Raw genomic sequence first — 18,856 nt, 5'->3', positions numbered from 1 at the left:
CTTATGTTCGGGAGCGGACACAACGCAGACTATGGGGAAGAGTTTCAAACTTGGTTTAATCAGAGAGCTTTTTCAGCAGCGCGTCGGCGAGAAAGCGCCGTGGATGGCAAATCCACCACAATTTTGAGGCCTTCGGCGCGCCATTGGCGCTCCAGTCGGCCGCCCAGCTGCCCCTCGACCGACAACTGGGCCAGCGAGGATCCGAAACCCGTGGTGGTCGGCGGGCCGGACAGTGGAGGACCGCCGGTTTCGGTCCAGGTCAGGACGAACCGTTCGCCGTCGGCCCGGGTCGTCAGTTCGATCTTCCCCGCGTCGTTCGACAACGCCCCGTATTTGGCGGCATTGGTCGCCAGTTCGTGGAACAGCAGGGCCACCGAGGTCGCGGCCTGATCGTCGAACACCGCGTCGTCGCCGTCGATGGCGACCCGCGACCGGCCCGCGTCATCGGCATAGGCCTTGAACAGATCCGAAAGGAAGGCGTGCAGGGTTGTGGCGCCCACGGTCGGACGCGAGGTCTCCGTATGGGGCCGCACGAACTCGTGCGCACGGGCCAGGGCGGTGATGCGCGTGCGTAGAGAGGTCGAAAACGCCCGCGCCTCGGGATACTGCCGGGCCGACAGCGCCACCAGGGCGGTGATCACCGCGAAGATGTTCTTGATCCGGTGGCTCAGCTCCTGGCTGACCAGTTCGCGCCCCTGCTCCAGCCGTTTCAGATCGTCGATGTCCGTGCAGGTGCCGAACCACCGGGTGATCTCCCCCGCGTCATTGCGGATCGCGACCGCCCGGCCCAGGGTCCAGCGGTAGACGCCCGAGTGATGCTTGAGCCGATACTCGATCTCGTACGGCTCCCCGGTCGCGAGCGAGTGGTTCCAACGTTCCCAGGCTCGGGTCTGATCGTCCGGATGGAACATATCGTTCCAACCTTCGCCGTCGGTCGAACCGGCGGGCACGCCCGTGAACTCGTACCAGCGCGCGTTGTAGTAGTCGTGAAAACCGTCCGGGCGCGTCGACCAAACCATCTGCGGCATGGCGTCGGCCAGAACCCGGAACTGGGCTTCGCTGGCGCGGAGCCGGGCGGCGATCGCCTCCAGATCGGCGTCCGCCTGTTTGCGCTCCGTGATGTCGACGACGATGCCGGGGAAGCGGGTGGGCGCGCCGTGATCGTCAAAATAGACCTGCCCTCGAGCCGCGATCCAGCGAACGCGACCCTCGCTGCTGCGCACGCGATATTCGCTCTGGAAGGCGCCGTCGCCGGACAGGGCGGTGTCGATTTCGGCCTGGACGCGCTCCTGATCGTCCGGGTCAACCGCTCCGGTGAAGGCGATGATGGGCGCACCGGCGCGCGCCACCGCCGGATCTACGCCGAACACCGCCGCGAACCGCTCGTCGGCCACCACCCGATCGGCGACGATGTCCCAGTCCCAAGCGCCGACATAGTTCGACGCCTCCAACGCCCGGCGGATGGCGTTCTCGCTCTCGTCGCGCTGACGCAGGGCGCGCCGCAGCTCCATCTGGGACATGACCTGCCCCGCCAGGGTCTGCAGGGCCATTTCCTGCAATTCGTTCAGGCCCTCGGGCCGGGGTTCGGTGTCCAGCACGCAAAGAGTGCCCAGCGGCAGTCCGTCACGGGTCTTCAGCAGCCGACCGGCGTAGAAGCGCAGATGCGCCTCTCCGGTCACCAGAGGATTGCCGTCGAACCGAGGATCCACCGAGGCGTCGGGGACGACCATGCCGTCCTCCTGCAGCAGGGCGTGCGCGCAGAAGGAGGTCTCCAGCGGCGTTTCGCGTACGCCCAGCCCCACCTCGGCCTTGAACCACTGGCGGTCGGCGTCGATCAGATTGACCACGGCGATCGGGGTTTCGCAGATGCGGGCGACCAGGGCCGCCAGATCGTCGAACGCGGCTTCCCGCTCGCTGTCCAGGATTCCGTAATCTCTAAGGGCCGCCAGACGTTCGGACTCATCCCACTGCGGACATTCAGCATCGGGGTAGGTCAAACAGGCGTCCTCTCTGGGCCGGTCGGCCCGGTCGTCGTCATAAATGCCCGGATCCTTCGAAGCGTTGCAATCAGCATGTGCGCCCGGACCTAATTCGAAGGCCGACCGACTTCTTCAACCGGCATCGACACGACGCCCTCCGGCGCGGTTTCGGTCGCGAGCGATGTGGGCTTGGCCGGCTCCAACGCCTGAAGGCGAGCGTTGATGGCGGCCACCTCGTCATGGGTGGGCAGGCGGCGTCCGCCCAGGCTGGCGACGCCGACGACGCGTGTCTGTCCGTCGATCTCGACCGTCTTGAGCGGCGTGGCGTCCGCGATCTCGACCGCCGCGTCGGGATCCGCGCCTCCGGTCGCCTGACCAGGCTGGACGCCCGGACGGGGCCTCGAGAAGCGCGCCTCGTCTATCCGGGGCTCGTGGCCCTTGTAGACGGCGCGGAAGGCGGCGGTTTCGCCATAGATCCCCTTCCAGCGATAGAAGACGTGGGCGCCGATCTTGGTCACCCTGGCCACCGTTGGCGACCACCAGGGGTTCACATAGTCGGCGTGATAGTGGGTGGCGGTCCCCACGTCGCGCGCCACCTCGCCGTTCAGCGCCTTCTCGGCGACCTTGCGCGCGCGCTCCCACGCCCAGGCGACCGGCGCCTGGGACAACGATCCGTCGCAGGTGAAGCTGAACTGGCAGCCGGTGATCCGTTCCGCCCCCTCGAACACCACCCCGCACACGGTGTCGGCGTAGTTGGGATCGCGGACGCGGTTCAGCACCACCTGGGCTACGGCCGCCTGGCCGGCGTCCGGCTCCAGCGCCGCCTCGAAATAGACGGCCTGGGTCAGGCAGCGCAGGGCGCGACGACGATCTTCGGCGGTTCCCTGGAACACGAAAGGCCGCGCCGGTCGCAGGGCGCCCGCCGTCATGATCGGCGCATCCTTGGTGAACATCGCCTGTTTCAGCAGGCTGGGATCATGGCGTTGCGCCAGGGCCAGTTGCGACGGCGTCAGACGGCGCTGGATCGCGTCCATCCCATCAGCGCTCAGGTCGCCGCCGGTCGCCCGCGCCACGGCCTCGGCGGTGCGATCCACATCGGGCCGCACGCTCGACCCGGCCGCCATGGCCACGCCCAGCACCGCGCCGGCCGCGGGCAGAGCCGCCGCCGTGCGCTTCAGCGCCGTCCAGATCGTCTTCCAGTGGGTGAGCGTCATTCAAATCCAAGAAGGCGACGCTCCGAACATCGGAACGTCGCCTTGTAAGGAACATGTCTGAACTTCGGGGCGGTTTTCAGGCGCCGGAGAACCGCGTTACCGGCCACCCAGGGTCGAACGCAACATCCAGGCGAACTTCTCGTGCGCGCCGAGGCGTTGGGTCAGCAGATCGACGGTGACGTCGTCGCCGTCGCTGTCCGCGACATCGAGTGCCGACCGCATTGTAGCGATCAGGGTCTCGTGGTCGCGCATCAGTTCGCGCAACATTTCCGGCGCCTCCTTTTCAGGATCCCCGTCTCGTATGCTGGTGAGATTGGCGAAGGTGCCATAGCCTTGAGGCGCGAATTCTCCCAGGGCCCGGATGCGCTCGGCGATGTCGTCCAGCGCCTCCCACTGATCGCGATATTGCTGCTCCAGCAGATTGTGCAGGGCGAAGAATTCCGGGCCGCGCACGTTCCAGTGATAGCCGTGGGTCTTCAAATAGACGGCGTAAGCGTCCGCCAGGACACGTGTCAATTGTTCGGCGACGTCGCCGCGCTCGGCTTGAGACAGGCCGGTGTCGATCGTTGCGGTCATGCTTCGCTCCATCAGTGAATGTCTTTACGTCGAACGGGCCCCGTCCGAGTATGGCAGGAAGGAACGCGAATCACGCACAAGCGTTGCATCACCAAGCGCTGCATTAGATTGGCGTGGCGAGGGCCGGGGCAGCATGAACGCAGTTGCGTTCTTCAGACGATTTCTGGATGCCGACGGCGGCCTGTTGGCGCTCGCCCGGCTGAAGTCGGAAACGCTTCGGAGCCGGCTCCTCATCGGCGTGATCGGCGCGGGCGCCGCCCTGCTGCTGCGCGCTGCCGGCGCCGCCTTCTACGGCGAGATCACCGGCTTCATGATCCTGTTGCCAGGCGTCATCCTCGCGGCCCTGGCCGGCGGCAGGTTGTCCGGCGCCGTGGCCGTCGCGACCGCGCTGATCGGCGGCTGGTGTCTGGTCATGCTCAGCAGCGGGCCGGACTCCCCGATGGTCCCCGGCCTCAACGCCGTCGCCACCGTGAATTTCGTCATCGTCGGCCTGTTTTGCACCTGGGTCGGCGCGTCGCTACGCCGGACCCTGGCGCGACTGGATTCGGTCGTCTCGGCCCTGTCCCTGTCTAACGCGCGGGTCGACGAGACCGAGGGGCGGCTGCAGATCATCAGCGAACTGGCCCCCGTCATGCTCTGGATGACCGATGAGACGGGCGCCGTCGTTCACCTGAACAACGACCAGCGCCTGTTCTGGGGCGGGCTGGTCGACCTTCAGGATTTCTCCGTCGAAACCGTTCTTCATCCCGAAGACCGCGAGCGGGTCATCAAGGTCAAGCAGAAGGCCGACAGGGAGGGCGTCGCCTATGAGGTCGAGGGACGCCACCGGCGCCACGACGGCGAATGGCGCGTGCTGCGCACCGAGGCCCGCCCGCGTCTGAACGCCGAGGGGCGGTTCATGGGCATGATCGGCGTCAATATCGACGTGACAGAAGCGCGGGCCGCGGAAGCCGCCCTGCGCGACAGCGAGACCCGTTTCCGCCTTCTGGCGGACACCGCCCCCTCTCCCATCTGGCTGACCGATGTCGACGGCGCGGTCGAGTTCGCCAACATCGCCCTGACCGACTTCTACGGGGCGAACGCCGAGGTCCTGTCGGGACACGGGTGGAAACAGACGATCCATCCCGATGATCATGCCCTGGTTGAAGCCGCCCAGGCCGAGGCCCGACCCGCACGCCGCCCCTATGGGTTCGAGGCTCGGTTCCGACGTCACGACGGGACTTGGCGGTGGATGCGCGTCGCCGTCGAGCCGCGTTTCGACAGAACCGGAGACTTCCTCGGCTACGCCGGCATTTCCTTCGACGTCACCGAAAACCGCGAGGCGGTGGAAGCCGCCGCCAGGGCCGAACGTCAACAGGCCTTCCTGCTCAGCCTCAGCGACCGGTTGCGCGACCTTTCGGACCCCGAGCGCATCATGGTCGAGGTCGAGTCTTCCCTCGGTCGCCTGATCCAGGCTGACCGCGTGGGCTATGGTGAAGTCGATCCGGACACGGGCCTGGTTTTCGTGACCCAGGAGTGGACCGTCGCCGGCGCCGACGCCCGAAAACAAATCGGCCTGGAGTCCTTCGGCGAAGGGCTGATCGCAGATCTCGCTCAAGGGCGCACCATCCGGATCGACGACGTGCGGGACGATCCTCGCACCGCCGACTTCACCGAGGCCTTCGATACGATCCACACCCGCGCCCTGATTCGCGCGCCCTTGATCCGCGCGGGCCGATTACGCGCCTTCCTCTATGTCCATGCTTCGGCGCCGCGCCATTGGACCGAGGCCGAGGCCCGGCTGATCGAAGGGGTCGCCGCCCGAACCTGGACCGAGGTGGAACGCGCCCGCGCCGAGATAGAGACCCGCGAAAGCGAGGAGAGGTTCCGCGCCATCGCCGACACCGCCCCGGTGCTGATCTGGGTCACGCGCCAGGACCGCGAACGCGCCTTCGTCAACCAATCCTACGTCGAGTTCTTCGGGGCAGACTACGAGGCCGCCCGGTCCGCGGACTGGCGCTCGGCCCTGCACCCCGATGACCACGACCGCATTCTGCGGGAATCCCTGGCCGGCGAGGCCACGGGCGAACCCTTCTCGCTGGAAGCTCGCTATCGTCGCCATGACGGCGAATGGCGCTGGCTGAAGTCCTTTTCCCGCCCTCGCCTGACCGGGTCCGAGGTCGTGGGTTTCGTCGGGGTCGCCTTCGACGTCACCGACATGCGCGAGGCCCAGGCCCGCCTGACGGAATCGGAGGTTCGCTTCCGCACCGTCGCCGACAGCGCCCCGGCCCTGATCTGGATGACCGACGCCACGGCCCGGATGGTCTTCGCCAACAGGCGCTATCGCATCTTCTGCGGCATCCGTTCGAACCGCGAGCTGGCCGACGCCTGGCGCAGGCTGATCCATCCCGACGACGAAACCGTGTTCGACGCCGCCTTCATGCGCGCCTTCGAGGCGCGTGATCGGTTTGAGGCCCTGACCCGGGTCAATCATCCGACGCTGGGCCTGCGCTGGATCCGCACCGAGGGCGTGCCCCGTTTCGACGCCGCCGGCGCCTTCCAGGGCTATGTCGGCGCCAGCCTCGACGTCACCGACGCCAAGCGGGCGGAAGACGATCTCAAACGCATCAACGAACTGCTCGAAGAACGGGTCGCCGAGGCCCTGACCGAAAAAGACGCCGCCGAGGCCCATCTGATGCACGCCCAGCGGATGGAGGCCGTCGGCCGCCTGACCGGCGGGGTGGCGCACGACTTCAACAACCTGCTCACCGTCGTCATTGGGGCCCTGGACATCATCCTGCGCTCGGACGATCCCGCCAAGAAGAAGAAGCTGGGCGAGGCCGCCCTGGCCGCCGCCCGTCGGGGCGAGAGCCTGACCCACCAGTTGCTGGCCTTCTCCCGTCGTCAGGCCCTGCGGCCCGAGGCCATCGACCTGAACGGACTGATCCGCGAGGGCCTGCCCCTTCTGCGCCGCGCCGTCGGCGAGGCCGTCGATTTCAAGGTCAAGCTGAAGCGCGGCGGCGCGCGCGTGAACGTCGACGCCGCCCAGTTCGAAGCCGCTCTGTTGAATCTGGTCGTCAACGCCCGAGACGCCTTGGGCGACGTCACCGCCGGGTCATCCAGGGTTCTCGACGGGCAGGTCCGCGAGGGCGCCCGGATCACGGTCCAGACCATGGCCTGTTCGGTGGAGCCGGGACAGGTTCCCGAGCTCACGCCCGGCGACTATGTCTGCGTCACCGTGTCGGACAACGGCTCGGGCATGCCGCCGGATGTGATCGACCGTGTCTTCGAACCCTTCTTCACGACAAAGGCGATCGGCAAGGGCACCGGTCTGGGCCTCAGTCAGGTCTATGGCTTCGCGCGCCAATCCGGCGGCGGCGTTCATATCGCCTCGACGGTCGGACGTGGATCCGAGATCCGCCTCTATCTGCCGCCGCTCGCCGCCCAGGAGGCGACCGTCGCCGCGGCCCCGCCGGCGGCGGCCGATATTCCATTCGCCAAGGGCAGCCGCATGCTGCTGGTCGAAGACGACGCCAGCGTCGCGGCCGTGGCTCTCGACATCCTGACGGGTTTCGGCCTGGAGGTGGAGCTGGCCGAGAGCGGACCCGACGCCCTGAAGGCGCTGCGGGCCGCCCGCTTCGACGTGATGCTGACCGATGTCGTCATGCCGGGCGGCATGAGCGGTGTGGAACTGGCTCGCGAGGCGGCCAAGACCTGGCCGGACATGCGTATCGCGCTCACCTCGGGCTATGTCGGCGACGACGTGGACCAGGTTCTGGCCGACACGCCCTGGCCCTTCCTGCGCAAACCCTATTCGACGGAACAGCTGCGCGGCGTCATCGACGGACGGTCCGCCCTTCCTGCTGAATAGTCCCTGGCAGCCGGGACAGGACCAGACAAAGAAAAGCGCGCCGCGGAGACCGCGACGCGCCAATCTCGATGAAGGGCTTGCCGCTTAGCGGCGCGCCTTGCGGGCGGCGTAGCGGGCGTCCCGCTTGGCCTTCTGCTCTTCCTTGGTCAATTGCTTGCGCGCCTTGCGATCGGCGCGCTTCTCGGCGTCGATCTCTTCCTGGGCGGCCAGGTCGGCGGCCATGCGGGCGGCCTCCTTCTCGGCCTTCTCACGGCGCTGTTCGGCCTTGGCCAGCTCATGTTGCTGACGCAGGGCTTCCTTTTCGGCGGCGCGCTTTTCGGCAAGGCGTTCGAATTCGGGGTCGGGGGCGGCGGCCTTCGGCTTGAATTTGGCGAGCAGGGCCTTTTTGGCGTCCTGCTGGGCGGTCAGGCGGTCGGTAAATCCGGTCTTCAGATCTTTCATGCGAAAGCGTCAGGGTTCCTTGTGATCGGCCAGGGGCGGCCATCGGGGGTCGGGCGGCGACGAAAAAGCACGTCCCGAAGCGGGGGGCACAAAGCCGATAAGCGCGCCAAAAGCAAGGTTCAGCGCGGCGAAATCGGGCAGACCGTGAGTTTGGCGTGCTGATTGCACGCATCGTCCGGCCAGTGATGCAGATAGGTCGCGCCCTCGCTGGTGCAAGGGCGCTGGCTTGCCTAGGCCGGGCCTAGTTCGGTTTCTGAGCCTGGCCGACGGCGGTTCCGGCGGCTCCGCCCACTGCGGCGCCCACAGGTCCGCCGACCACGGCCCCGGCGACCGCGCCGCTGGCGGCCTTCTGTTCGATAGTGGTTCCGCAGGCGGCCAGGGCCAGGGCTCCAGCGACCGCAAACGTCGTGACGATGATGCGCGACATGTGACTTCCTCCAAAGGTGGAGCTTGAACGCTGCGTCGCCCTTCAGGTTCCCTATCGTCAGCCAAGTTGCGAATACGCGCCGAGGCTGCCCCGTAAACAGACGCCGCCCTGCCGTTTAGCTGATGTCCTGGATTGTGACAGCCGACAATTAAGATATGATGCAACTGAATACAGTATTCCCGTCATAGACTTTCCGGCATCCCGTCGGATTGTCACGGCCGCCCTGCGTTACAGCAAAAATACCTAATCCTTTCGAACCCTTAACCGCCCGCTTGCGAATCAGCCACATTCGGGTCACAAACTTCGCTATACAGCCCCCTCGTCGATGTCAGGGCTGAATGAGCCGTGCGTCGATCGCAGGCCGGAACGCGACCGTCAGAGTCGCCCCGCAGGCGAAACTACCCGGGGGCAGCGTTTCTCGCCCTGCTGAACAGGACTAACTCGTTGTCGCATTCCTCGCAGACGCGCGCCGTTTCGCGCGCCGATCGTGTGGCTAAAATCAAGCCCATGACGGCCGCAGCGGCCTTTGGCGGTCTGGTGGGACTGGCGATCGGCGGCGCCTATCTGGGCGGGACCATGGCGCGCGCGACGACGCTGCACGCCCAGGCCGAACGGATTCAGGGTGCCACCGCCGCCGGTTTCACCGAAGAAGCCCTCTCGGCCGCCGCCGGCGGCCTGGACGCCAGCGCCCTGTCGATCGCTCGCCGACACGATCCCTATACCAGCGCCGGGTCCGCTCAGCGCGACCGCCAGGCCGAACTCCTGGCCGCCCGTCTGGACCAGTTGAGCGACAACCGCGATCCCAACCTGCGTCGCGCCAATCTGACCACGCCCGTCGGCGCCAAGCCGTTCCGCATGGATCACGCGCTCGACGCCAGCCGCGATCTCGATTGCCTGACCCAGGTCGTCTATTACGAAGCCCGCGGCGAAGGCCGGTCCGGCATGCAGGCCGTGGCCCAGGTGGTGCTGAACCGCGTCCGTCACCCGGCCTTCCCCAAGACCATCTGCGGCGTCGTCTATCAGGGCGCCGCCCGCCGCACCGGCTGCCAGTTCTCGTTCACTTGCAACGGCGCGATGCGCGGCCGGGTGAACCAGGCCGCCTGGAACCGCGCCCGGACCATCGCATCGGGCGCCCTGTCGGGCTCGGTCTATGCCGGCGTCGGCAACGCCACCCATTTCCACACGACCGGCGTATCGCCCACCTGGCGCAACTCGCTGATCCGCGTGAATCAGGTCGGCAGCCACCTCTTCTACCGCTTCGGCGGTCGTTCGGGCTCCAGCGCATCCTTCACCTACGCCGCCAGCCCCTCGACGGCCAATGATCAGCCGCGCCTGATCCAGGCGGGCCTGAACCCGGTCGAGGCTGCACGGCAGGCGGGACAGGCCGTGGCCTATTCGCTGGTCCTGGCCCAGGAAGGCCTGTCGGCTCCGGAAGCCCCCGCCCCGGCCCAGCCCGAGGCGACCGCGCCCCGCGCTCCGGCTGCGATCCAGTCGACCGCTCGCCCGGCCGCCCGGCCGGTCGAGGCCCCGGTCCGCACCGCGCGCCCGGTCACGACCGCCGACGCCGCCTCGGCCGCCATCTCCGGCAAGCCCGAAGCCGCGGACGCCGCCAAACCGGCCTGATCAGAACCGATCAGACATCGGCCCGGTCACAGCGCATCCAGGCCGATGTCCAGCACTGGGGCCGAATGGGTCAGGGCGCCGACCGAGATCACATCGACCCCGGTCCCGGCTATGCCGCGCACCGTCGTCAGATCGACCCCGCCCGAGGCCTCCAGCGTGATCCGCCCGGCGACGCGCGCGACGGCGGCGCGCAGGTCGTCCAGGCTGAAATTGTCCAGCATGACCACGTCCGGCGCCACCCCCTCGTCGATCAGGGCCAGGACGTCGTCCAGCTGATCCAGCCCATCGACCTCGACCTCGACCTTCATCAGATGGGGGGCGAAGGCCCTGGCGCGACGCACGGCCTCGGCGACCCCGCCGCAGACGGCGACGTGGTTGTCCTTGATCAGGATGGCGTCATCCAGGCCGAAGCGATGGTTCATCCCGCCCCCGCACGCCACCGCATGTTTCTCCAGCGCCCGCAGGCCCGGCGTGGTCTTGCGGGTATCGGCGATGCGCGCCTTCGTCCCGGCGACCGCCTCGACATAGGCCCGCGTCAGGGTCGCCACGCCGCTCAGCCGCCCGACCAGGTTCAACGCCGTCCGCTCGGCCGACAGGAAGGCGCGGGCGTCGGCCTCGACCACCGCCAGCACGGCCCCTGCCTCGAAGGCGGCGCCATCGCTCAGCCGCAGATCGACCGAGGCCTTCGGGTCCAGGGCCAGCACCGCCAGCCGCACGCAATCGATCCCCGCCAGCACGCCCGGCTTCCTTGCGACAAAGGCCGCCTTCATCCGCGCCCCCTCAGGGATACAGGCCTGGGCCGTCACGTCTCCGGCCCGGCCCAGATCCTCGGCCAGGGCCAGGCGCACGACCGGCTCGATCAGCAGATCGGGCAAGGTCCGGCTCATTCCGCCGCCTCCAGCGTCGCCGGCTGGGCTAGCCGGATGCGCGTATGCTCCGCCGCGGTATCCGTCTGGGGATAGTCGGCGCGATAATGGCCGCCCCGGCTCTCGCGCCGATCCAGCGCCGCCTGGGCGATCAGCCGCGCCGCCAGCAGCGACGCCGTCGCCCCGTGCCGGCTCTCGAGTTGGTCGATCAGGGCGATCAGGTTCAACAGGCCGTTCGCATCGCGCACCACCCCCGCATGGGCCGTCATCGCCGTCCTCAGGTCGGCCATGGCCGCTTCGGGCAGGTCCGGCGACACGACGACGGGCAGAGGTCGTCCGCCCCCCGTCTCGCCCGCCACGGCCGCCCCCGCGCGCCGGCCGAAGGTCGCCGCCTCGAGCAGGGAGTTGGACGCCAGTCGGTTGGCCCCGTGCACCCCAGTCGCCGCGCATTCGCCGACGGCATAGAGGCCCGCGACCGTCGTGCGCCCGTCCGCGTCAGCGGCGATCCCGCCCATGTGATAATGACAGGCCGCCATCACCGGTATGGGGCTGACGCGCGGGTCCAGACCGCTGCGCATACAGGCGGCGAAGACGGCGGGAAACTCGTGCGGAAACGCCTCGCCTATGGCCGTGCGCGCATCCAGATAGGCGCCACGGCCGTCGCTCCTCGCCGCATGGACCGCCCGCGCCACGACGTCGCGCGGCTTCAGGTCGGCGTCGTCCTCGGCGCCCAGCAGGAACTGGCCCGCCCCGTCGATCAGGCGCGCGCCCTCGCCCCGCAGCGCCTCGGTCGCCAGGGGCGCGGGGTCCAGGCCCACATCAATCGCCGTGGGGTGAAACTGCACGAACTCGGGATCCAGAATCTCCGCCCCCGCCCGCGCCGCCAGGGCCAGGCCTTCGCCCTTCAGCGCCGCCGGCGTCGTCGTCGCTGCAAACAGTCCGCCGGCCCCGCCGGTCGCCAGCACCACCGCCGTGGCCGTGATCTCGACCAGCCGGTCGCCGCGCGCGACCACCGCCCCGACCACCCGGCCGTCCTCGTCCTGCGCCAGGCCCTTCAGCCGCGCATCGTCCCAGACCTCGATCAGCTTCTCGGCCCGCACCGCCGCGACCACCGCCGACAGGATGGCCCGTCCGGCGCCGTCGCCGCCCACCCGGGCCACCCGCGCCACCGAATGGGCCGCCTCCAGGCTGACGACGAAGCCGCCCTCGGCGTCCCGGTCGAACGGCGCGCCCAGGGCCGCCAGCCATTCCACCGTCTCGCGCCCGGCCGCCGTCAGGGCCCGCGTCGCGTCCGGCTTGACCAGACCCGCCCCGGCCGCCTCGGTGTCCTTCGCATGCAACTCCGCTGAATCCGCCGCCGTCAGGGCCGCCGCCATCCCGCCCTGCGCCCAGGCCGACGAACAGGCGTTCAACAGCGGCTCGGGCGTCACCACCAGAACCTTCGCCCCGGCCCGCGCCGCCTCCAGCGCCGCCGACAGGCCTGCCAGGCCTCCGCCGACGATCAGGGGGCCGTCATGCCGCGTTCGGTTCATCGACCTACTCCCAGATAGTTCAGGCCCAGCCGCACCGCCCCGACCGGGTCGCCCTCGGTCATCGGCGTCAGCGCGCCCACGGCCGCCGCCGCGCAAAGGGCCAGGGTCAACAGATAGAGGGCCAGGCTCTTGCCCGCCTCGGGCCAGCTCAGCGTCCCCCAGGCCGCGCGCCAGACGCCGCGCTTCAGGTGGCTGAACACCGACAGAGCCAGAAACACGGCCAGGATGAACCGCCCCGTGGACAGACCCCACCAGACCACGGCCACGCCGATCGCCAGCAGCACGATCTGCTCCAGCCGAGGATGCACCCGCGTCAGCACCGGCCCCAGGGCTTTTGATCCGTCCAGCGGCGGCGCGGGAACCAGATTCACCAGGTTCAGCATGGCGATGAAGAAGGCGCCCATCAGCCACTCCCCCTGCCCGGTCACGGCCCAGACCCCGACGAAGGGGATCATGGCCAGCAGACCGAAGGCCGGTCCGGCCAGCGACACCAGCACCCCGTCCCACTCGCTGCGCGGCGCGCGCTGCGCCTTGGCTAGGCCGCCCAGGAAGGGAATGATATAGACGCGCGCCGGCCCCATCCCCAACCTGTTCATCGCCAGGGCGTGACCCGCCTCGTGCACGAACAGGCCGATCAGCACCGCCCCCGCTACGATGGCGCTGCCCGTGATCCACCACAGGAAGCCGCCCATCAGGGCCGTGGACAGCAGGACCCAGATCAGGCTCTGGCCCTTTTCGACGGGCGTATCGACCTCGGCCGCCTGGACCTGAGCCGCCTCGCGCGCGGCGGCCTCCTCGGGCTTGATGTCCCAGGGGCCGGGGGCGTGACCGGGCGTGCGGGCGGGTGTGTCTGTATTGCTCATGGGGTTCAGATGGGCGCCGTCGACCGTCCCGTCGCCGGGACCGATCGCCGCGTCACGCTCAGATCAGCTCCACATCGACGTGATGCCGGGCCTTGACCAGGTCATAACGGGCGGGAACAGCGGGCGGCGGCAGGTCGATCATCCGCTGCACGGCCATCCGCCCGCGATCGATCATCTCGGCCGGAACCGTCACCTCGAACTGCATGTGCAACAGGCAGTCGCGGATATTCTCCAGCGTGATCCGCTTCATATGCGGGCACAGGTTGCACGGGCCGATGAACTGGACCCCCGGCACGTCGCCGGCCACGTTCGAGGCCATCGAACATTCGGTGATCATCACCACCTGTTTGGGCCGCCGCGCCTCGACATAGTCGGTCATGGCCGCCGTCGATCCGGCGAAATCCGCCGCCGCCAGCACGTCTTCCGGGCATTCGGGGTGGGCCAGGATCTCGGCCCCCGGATAGGCGGCGCGCATCTCGGCGATGTCGTCCACCGTGAACCGCTCGTGCACCTCGCACCGGCCCTTCCAGGCGATGATGCCGACCGTCGTCTGGGCCGCGACATTACGCGCCAGATATTCGTCGGGGATCAGGATGACCCGGTCCACGCCCCATTCCTTCGCTGCCCATTCCACCACCTGAACGGCGTTGGCGCTGGTGCAGCAGATGTCGGTCTCGGCCTTCACATCGGCCGTGGTGTTTACATAGGTCACGACCGGCAGGCCCGGATAGCGTTGCTTGATCAGCCGTACATCCGCCCCCGTGATCGACGAGGCCAGCGAGCATCCCGCCCGCAGATCGGGGATCAGCACCGTCTTTTCCGGGCTCAGGATCTTCGAGGTCTCGGCCATGAAGTGCACGCCCGCCTGGACGATCACCTTCGCATCCGACCGCGCGGCCTCCTTGGCCAGGCCCAGGCTGTCGCCGACATAGTCGCCGACCCCGTGGAAGATCTCGGGCGTCATATAGTTGTGGGCCAGGATCACGGCGTCGCGCTCGCGCTTCAGCCGGTTGATCTCGCTGATCAACGCCGCCTGCCGGGGCCACTCCAGAGGCGTGACATGGTCCTTGACCTTCGCCCACACTCCGGCGGTCTCCCGCTCCAATTCCTTCGTCAGACCAAAGGCGCCGTCAGCCATGACCTTCTCCTATCGACCTTATGCTCAAAGTTAGCATAAGCACATCCAATGTAGGCCGATGGGAGCCGGGCGCAAGGGGATTGTTCAGTCGATCAGTTCGAACAGATCGCCCAAGGGCACATCCAGGGCCCGCGCCAGCGTCAGGGCCACCACCACCGAGGGGGTGAAGACCCGGTTTTCGATGGTGTTCACCGTCTTGCGCGACAGCCTGGCCCGGTCCGCCAGTTCCTGCTGCGTCAGGCCGGCGGCCGTCCGAACCTCCTTCAGCCGCACGGCCAGCCGGGGCTCAGCCACGCGACGCCTGCCGATCCAGCCACCAGTAGCGCAGCGCGGCGGTCAGGGCGGCGACCTCGAACACAGCAGGCATCCCCGCGACCGTCAGGGGCGCCTGAAAGAGACCGGCGATGTAGAGGGCGGCGACCGACGCCAGCGACACCCGGAAGGCCCAAGCCGTCGCGCTTCCGCGGAAATGGATCGTGAGTTCGTCCGCAGCCTCGGGCTTGGCCCCGGCGCGCCTTCGCCACACCTTGCCCCCTAACATCACGCTCATGACGGCGAGAGGCATCGCCAGGGACGCCACCGCCGGCTTCCAGTCGTCGAAATCGCCCACGCCGGACGCGATCCGCCTGGCCGCTTCCACCCCGAAGGCCGTATAAAGCAGACCAAGCGCTGACAAACAGACCAGGTTCAACGCCTCCGCGCTTTGAACCTTGTCCCTGTCCAACCCGCCCGCTGCGGTCTCGAGATCCGCTTCGCGTCGCCCCCAAAGATCGAACGCTAAAACCAGTGTCAGACCCAGGACGGCGAGACCGAGCCCGACTCCCGCCATCGACAAGAGCGCGGACGCCCTCATCGTCGCCGCCACGATCATCAACCCGAAGGCGGCCACGGCCAGGCCGACCAGAAAGAATCCCTCGCGCTTTATGCGCTTCAACCGCGCCCGCGCTCTCGACTTCGATAGAGCGACCCGCTCCGCATTCCAGTCCGCCTCACCCACGGTCGGCCCTTCTCGTCTTTCCTGATCGTCCATCACCGCCTCGCGTCACCTACAGGTGACATATAACCCGCAGGTTACACGGCGCGTCAAGAGCGCTTGGCGCCCCCGCTTCTGATGCGATCGTCTATGAGAGGTTCAACCGCCCATCGCCCACAATGTCGCTGGTCTCCGCCTCGTGATTTCAACGCCTTGCGGAATTGTTCAGGCGCGTTTCCAGCCTGAGCGCGGACCACCCTTATGATAGACGCGATGAAAACCGCGTCTTCCAGTTCCGCGCCTGATCGCCTTCATCGGGAGCCGTCCCTTGGGGGAGGTTTGGCAGGTTTGGCGCCTTTGGCGCTTTGTCACCATGTTTTTGCGCCAAACGCCGCCGCCGCAGACAGCAAGAACCGTTCCCAAACTCCACAGGTTCGCCTAGACAACGGCCGACTTCATTCCGCAGAATGCCGACTTCCCGATATTTTCATGCAAGACACCATCCGCCGCATCCTCACCGCCCGCGTCTATGACGTGGCCGAGGAAACGCCTCTTGATCCGCTGCGTCGCCTGTCGGCTCGGCTCGACCGGCCCGTGCTGCTGAAGCGCGAGGATCTGCAGCCGGTGTTTTCGTTCAAGATTCGCGGCGCCTACAACAAGATCGCCGGCCTGACCCAGGCGGAACTGTCCAGGGGGGTGATCTGCGCCTCGGCCGGCAATCACGCCCAGGGCGTGGCCCTGGCCGCCGCGCGCCGCGCCATTCCCGCCGTCATCGTCATGCCGACCACCACACCCGGCATCAAGGTGGCGGCCGTCCGCGCCCTGGGCGGCGAAGTGGTCCTGTACGGCGACAGTTTCGACGAGGCCTACGCCCACGCCCGCCATCTGGAAGGCCAGACCGGCGCCGCCTTCATCCACCCGTTCGACGACCCCGATGTGATCGCCGGCCAGGGCACGGTGGGTCTTGAGATCGCGCGCCAGCACGCCGACCCCATCGACGCCGTCTTCGTCCCCATCGGCGGGGGGGGCTTGGCCGCCGGCGTCGCCGCGATCGTCAAGTTCCTGCGCCCCGACACCCGCGTCATCGGCGTGGAGCCGGTCGACGCCCCCACCATGAAGGCCGCCATCGACGCCGGCGAGGTCGTGACCCTGAACGAGGTCGGCCTGTTCGCCGACGGGGTCGCCGTGCGCCGCGCCGGCGATCACACCTTCCGCCTGTGCAAGGACCTGCTGGACGAGATCGTCCTGGTCGACACCGACGCCATCTGCGCCGCCATCAAGGACATCTTCGACGACAGCCGCGCCATCGCCGAACCCTCGGGCGCGGTCGCCCTGGCCGGGCTCAAGGCCTGGGCCGCCGCCCATCCGGGCGCCGGGCCCCTGGTCGCCGTCAACTCGGGCGCCAATCTGAACTTCGACCGGCTGCGTCACGTCGCCGAACGGGCCGAGATCGGCGAGGGCGCCGAGGCCCTGCTGGCCGTGGCGATGAAGGACGACCGCGATGACTACCGCCGCTTCCTCGACAGCCTGGACGGCCGCTCGGTGACCGAATTCAACTATCGCTGGTCCGGCGACGGCGCGGCCCAGATCTTCGTCGGCGTCGCCCTGCGCAACGGCCCGCACGAGCGCGACGACCTGATCGCCGCCCTTCGCTCCGGCGGCTACGCCGTCGAGGACATGAGCGACAACGAGACCGCCAAGCTGCACGTCCGCTACATGGTCGGTGGCCGCACCGTCGGCCTGCCCCACGAGCGCATCCTGCGTTTCCAGTTCCCCGAACGCCCCGGCGCCTTCCTGCGCTTCCTCAACAGCCTCCAGCCCGCCTGGGCCCTGACCCTGTTCCACTACCGCAATCACGGCGACGACGTCGGCCGGGTGCTGGCCGGCGTCAGCGTCCCGCCGCAAGAACAGGCCCAACTCACCGCCGCCCTCGCCGACCTGGGCTACCCCTACGTCGACGAAACCGCCAATCCCGCCTGCCGCCTGTTCCTGGACGGGGGTTGAGCTCAAGCCTTGTCGATGGCCGCCGCGATCTGGTCGCTGTTGTGGCCGGTCAGGTCCTTGGCGATCTCGCCGACCAGTCGCCCCTGCAGCTCCTTGTGCCAGTGTTTGCGCAGCTCCCCCAGGGTCCGGGGCGCGGCGATCACCAGCAGTTCGTCGATCTTGTTGGTGACCGACCATTTGTTCAGCACCCCGGCCACGCCCATGGCGAACCCGTCCTCCGCCTGGGTGTCGTTGTCAGGATTGGCCTCGCTGGAGCGTCGACCCGCCGAGCCCGAAACCCGGTCCTCGATCTCGGGAACATCAAGCGGCGACAGGCGGATTTCGCTGCCGTTGGTGTTCTTGAACAGGGCCAGCTTCTCGCCGTCGACCACCGCCACGAGGGCGCCGTTGGATAGTTTCATCGTCGATACTCTCTCAGACTATGGCCTTGGGTAACGGTCCCGAGGCCAGGCCGTTGCCCCCTGTTTCCAAGGTCTCGACTCGGCCGTCCCGATCAGAGCAGCTTGCCGCCCGCCTCGTGGGCCAGCAGCCAGCGTTTGCGTTCCAGCCCGCCCGCATAGCCCGTCAGGGTCCCGTTCGCCCCGATCACTCGGTGGCAGGGCACGATGATGGCGACTGGATTGGCGCCGTTCGCCAGCCCCGCCGCCCGCATCGCCTTCGGCGATCCGATCGCCGTCGCCAGCCGCCCGTAGGTCCAGGTCTCGCCGGCCGGAATGGTTCGCAGCGCCGCCCAGACCATTTTTTGGAAAGCCGTGCCGCCGGTCTTCACCTCGATCCGGTCGAAGGCTGTCAGGTCGCCCTCGAACCAGGCCGCCACCGCCGCACGCACCGCCTCCGGCGCCCGCCCCTCCGTCAGGGCCACCTCGCCATAGTGGCGACGCAGCAGCCGGCGCATCCGGTCTTCGTAATCATGAAAGTCCAGCGCCCGCACGGCCCCGTCCGCATCCGTCGCCACCAGCATCTCGCCCACCGGCGAGGCGATCCGGTCCAGGGTCAGCGCCAGGGGCGTCGATTTGGTCTTGGTCTCGATCATCGTCCCGTCTCCTCGATCAGGTTCCAGTACAGCGCCCCATAGGCGCGCCACGGTCGCCAGCGCTCGGCGCGCGCCAGCAGGGCGGCGTCTTCCGTCTTCAGCCGGTCGCTGGGGGCGTCCTCTCCCGCGTCCAGCCAGTCGCCCGGCGGCCGCAATCCCGGCCGCGCGGCGAGCGCGACCCGCAAGGCCGGATCGGACGACAGGTCGCGCGTGATCGCTTCGGGGTCGGCGGCGAGATCGAACACCCGCCGAACCCGCGCCAGCACGACCGGCAGGGCCTTCAACTCGTCCACCCGCGCCTCGACGTCGGCCTTGCCGCCCGCCCCGCCTCCCGCCC

The 18,856-nt window shown here is 68.3% G+C and carries 17 protein-coding genes; 3 read left to right on the top strand and 14 right to left on the bottom strand.

Annotated elements, in window-relative coordinates; genetic code table 11:
- Positions 1 to 59 precede the first annotated feature (59 nt).
- The 3 genes from H2037_RS03360 to H2037_RS03350 form a co-directional block, all read right to left on the bottom strand.
- Positions 60 to 1,997, bottom strand: a complete 1,938-nt coding sequence (locus H2037_RS03360; RefSeq protein ID WP_292117701.1) for a PAS domain-containing protein — start codon at positions 1,995 to 1,997, stop codon at positions 60 to 62.
- An 89-nt stretch (positions 1,998 to 2,086) separates the two neighbouring features.
- Complete coding sequence (locus H2037_RS03355; protein ID WP_292117698.1) at positions 2,087 to 3,193, bottom strand: cell wall hydrolase; 1,107 nt, start codon at positions 3,191 to 3,193, stop codon at positions 2,087 to 2,089.
- A gap of 96 nt (positions 3,194 to 3,289) precedes the next feature.
- Positions 3,290 to 3,769 (bottom strand): DNA starvation/stationary phase protection protein, encoded by a 480-nt coding sequence (locus tag H2037_RS03350; protein ID WP_292117694.1) that lies wholly within the window; start codon positions 3,767 to 3,769, stop codon positions 3,290 to 3,292.
- 133 nt (positions 3,770 to 3,902) lie between these two features.
- On the opposite strand from H2037_RS03350, the gene H2037_RS03345 reads away from it, so the two are divergent.
- The gene (locus H2037_RS03345) at positions 3,903 to 7,619 is read left to right on the top strand and encodes a PAS domain S-box protein (RefSeq protein WP_292117691.1); all 3,717 of its coding nucleotides are present in this window, start codon (positions 3,903 to 3,905) and stop codon (positions 7,617 to 7,619) included.
- Positions 7,620 to 7,703: 84 nt separating this feature from the next.
- Here the strand turns inward: H2037_RS03345 and H2037_RS03340 are convergent, their stop codons facing one another.
- Both H2037_RS03340 and H2037_RS03335 read right to left on the bottom strand, forming a co-directional pair.
- Positions 7,704 to 8,060: a DUF6481 family protein gene (locus tag H2037_RS03340; RefSeq protein WP_292117690.1), complete on the bottom strand. Its 357-nt coding sequence runs from the start codon at positions 8,058 to 8,060 to the stop codon at positions 7,704 to 7,706.
- 241 nt (positions 8,061 to 8,301) lie between these two features.
- Positions 8,302 to 8,487: a hypothetical protein gene (locus H2037_RS03335; protein ID WP_292117688.1), complete on the bottom strand. Its 186-nt coding sequence runs from the start codon at positions 8,485 to 8,487 to the stop codon at positions 8,302 to 8,304.
- A gap of 507 nt (positions 8,488 to 8,994) precedes the next feature.
- Between H2037_RS03335 and H2037_RS03330 the strand changes: the two genes are divergently transcribed.
- Entirely contained in the window at positions 8,995 to 10,110 is a 1,116-nt protein-coding gene (locus tag H2037_RS03330) for a cell wall hydrolase (RefSeq protein WP_292117686.1), read from the top strand.
- A 26-nt stretch (positions 10,111 to 10,136) separates the two neighbouring features.
- On the opposite strand, the gene nadC is transcribed toward H2037_RS03330, so the two are convergent.
- The 6 genes from nadC to H2037_RS03300 all read right to left on the bottom strand — a co-directional run bounded on the left by nadC (position 10,137) and on the right by H2037_RS03300 (position 15,539).
- A complete protein-coding gene (gene nadC, locus H2037_RS03325; RefSeq protein ID WP_292117684.1) occupies positions 10,137 to 10,997 on the bottom strand; it encodes a carboxylating nicotinate-nucleotide diphosphorylase in 861 nt (286 codons plus the stop codon).
- The gene (locus H2037_RS03320; RefSeq protein ID WP_292117682.1) at positions 10,994 to 12,508 is read right to left on the bottom strand and encodes an L-aspartate oxidase; all 1,515 of its coding nucleotides are present in this window, start codon (positions 12,506 to 12,508) and stop codon (positions 10,994 to 10,996) included. Before H2037_RS03320 ends, nadC begins: the two co-directional genes overlap by 4 nt.
- Complete coding sequence (locus tag H2037_RS03315; RefSeq protein ID WP_292117680.1) at positions 12,505 to 13,371, bottom strand: site-2 protease family protein; 867 nt, start codon at positions 13,369 to 13,371, stop codon at positions 12,505 to 12,507. The genes H2037_RS03320 and H2037_RS03315 overlap by 4 nt, the downstream gene beginning before the upstream one ends.
- Positions 13,372 to 13,429: 58 nt before the next feature.
- The gene (gene nadA, locus H2037_RS03310; protein WP_292117678.1) at positions 13,430 to 14,509 is read right to left on the bottom strand and encodes a quinolinate synthase NadA; all 1,080 of its coding nucleotides are present in this window, start codon (positions 14,507 to 14,509) and stop codon (positions 13,430 to 13,432) included.
- Between the two features lie 84 nt (positions 14,510 to 14,593).
- Positions 14,594 to 14,803, bottom strand: coding sequence for a helix-turn-helix domain-containing protein (locus tag H2037_RS03305; protein WP_292117676.1), 210 nt, complete (start codon positions 14,801 to 14,803; stop codon positions 14,594 to 14,596).
- Positions 14,796 to 15,539: a hypothetical protein gene (locus H2037_RS03300; RefSeq protein WP_292117674.1), complete on the bottom strand. Its 744-nt coding sequence runs from the start codon at positions 15,537 to 15,539 to the stop codon at positions 14,796 to 14,798. The genes H2037_RS03305 and H2037_RS03300 overlap by 8 nt, the downstream gene beginning before the upstream one ends.
- A 432-nt stretch (positions 15,540 to 15,971) precedes the next feature.
- On the opposite strand from H2037_RS03300, the gene ilvA reads away from it, so the two are divergent.
- Positions 15,972 to 17,486, top strand: a complete 1,515-nt coding sequence (gene ilvA, locus H2037_RS03295) for a threonine ammonia-lyase, biosynthetic (protein WP_292117672.1) — start codon at positions 15,972 to 15,974, stop codon at positions 17,484 to 17,486.
- Between the two features lie 2 nt (positions 17,487 to 17,488).
- Here ilvA and H2037_RS03290 read toward each other — a convergent pair whose 3' ends face one another.
- The 3 genes from H2037_RS03290 to H2037_RS03280 all read right to left on the bottom strand — a co-directional run.
- On the bottom strand, positions 17,489 to 17,887 hold the full coding sequence (locus tag H2037_RS03290) for a host attachment protein (RefSeq protein WP_292117669.1): 399 nt from the start codon (positions 17,885 to 17,887) through the stop codon (positions 17,489 to 17,491).
- 92 nt (positions 17,888 to 17,979) lie between these two features.
- Positions 17,980 to 18,519, bottom strand: coding sequence for a methylated-DNA--[protein]-cysteine S-methyltransferase (locus H2037_RS03285; RefSeq protein ID WP_292117667.1), 540 nt, complete (start codon positions 18,517 to 18,519; stop codon positions 17,980 to 17,982).
- Positions 18,516 to 18,856, bottom strand: a 341-nt coding sequence (locus tag H2037_RS03280; RefSeq protein WP_292117665.1) for an AlkA N-terminal domain-containing protein, incomplete at its 5' end; no start/stop codon positions are given. The genes H2037_RS03280 and H2037_RS03285, both read right to left, overlap by 4 nt.

This window comes from Brevundimonas sp., assembly GCF_013912065.1.
In the GTDB taxonomy this organism is placed as follows: domain Bacteria; phylum Pseudomonadota; class Alphaproteobacteria; order Caulobacterales; family Caulobacteraceae; genus Brevundimonas.
Note: the sequence above shows the minus strand (reverse complement) of the source record. Positions and strands in the feature narration are given on the sequence as shown.

Coding starts and splice junctions, on each gene's coding strand:
- H2037_RS03330 (WP_292117686.1), top strand. CDS start 8,995: ATGACGGCCGCAGCGGCCTTTGGCGGTCTGGTGGGACTGGCGATCGGC.
- H2037_RS03290 (WP_292117669.1), bottom strand. CDS start 17,887: ATGAAACTATCCAACGGCGCCCTCGTGGCGGTGGTCGACGGCGAGAAG.
- H2037_RS03335 (WP_292117688.1), bottom strand. CDS start 8,487: ATGTCGCGCATCATCGTCACGACGTTTGCGGTCGCTGGAGCCCTGGCC.
- H2037_RS03350 (WP_292117694.1), bottom strand. CDS start 3,769: ATGACCGCAACGATCGACACCGGCCTGTCTCAAGCCGAGCGCGGCGAC.
- H2037_RS03345 (WP_292117691.1), top strand. CDS start 3,903: ATGAACGCAGTTGCGTTCTTCAGACGATTTCTGGATGCCGACGGCGGC.
- H2037_RS03315 (WP_292117680.1), bottom strand. CDS start 13,371: ATGAGCAATACAGACACACCCGCCCGCACGCCCGGTCACGCCCCCGGC.
- nadA (WP_292117678.1), bottom strand. CDS start 14,509: ATGGCTGACGGCGCCTTTGGTCTGACGAAGGAATTGGAGCGGGAGACC.
- H2037_RS03320 (WP_292117682.1), bottom strand. CDS start 12,508: ATGAACCGAACGCGGCATGACGGCCCCCTGATCGTCGGCGGAGGCCTG.
- nadC (WP_292117684.1), bottom strand. CDS start 10,997: ATGAGCCGGACCTTGCCCGATCTGCTGATCGAGCCGGTCGTGCGCCTG.
- H2037_RS03355 (WP_292117698.1), bottom strand. CDS start 3,193: ATGACGCTCACCCACTGGAAGACGATCTGGACGGCGCTGAAGCGCACG.
- H2037_RS03340 (WP_292117690.1), bottom strand. CDS start 8,060: ATGAAAGATCTGAAGACCGGATTTACCGACCGCCTGACCGCCCAGCAG.
- ilvA (WP_292117672.1), top strand. CDS start 15,972: ATGCAAGACACCATCCGCCGCATCCTCACCGCCCGCGTCTATGACGTG.
- H2037_RS03285 (WP_292117667.1), bottom strand. CDS start 18,519: ATGATCGAGACCAAGACCAAATCGACGCCCCTGGCGCTGACCCTGGAC.
- H2037_RS03300 (WP_292117674.1), bottom strand. CDS start 15,539: ATGGACGATCAGGAAAGACGAGAAGGGCCGACCGTGGGTGAGGCGGAC.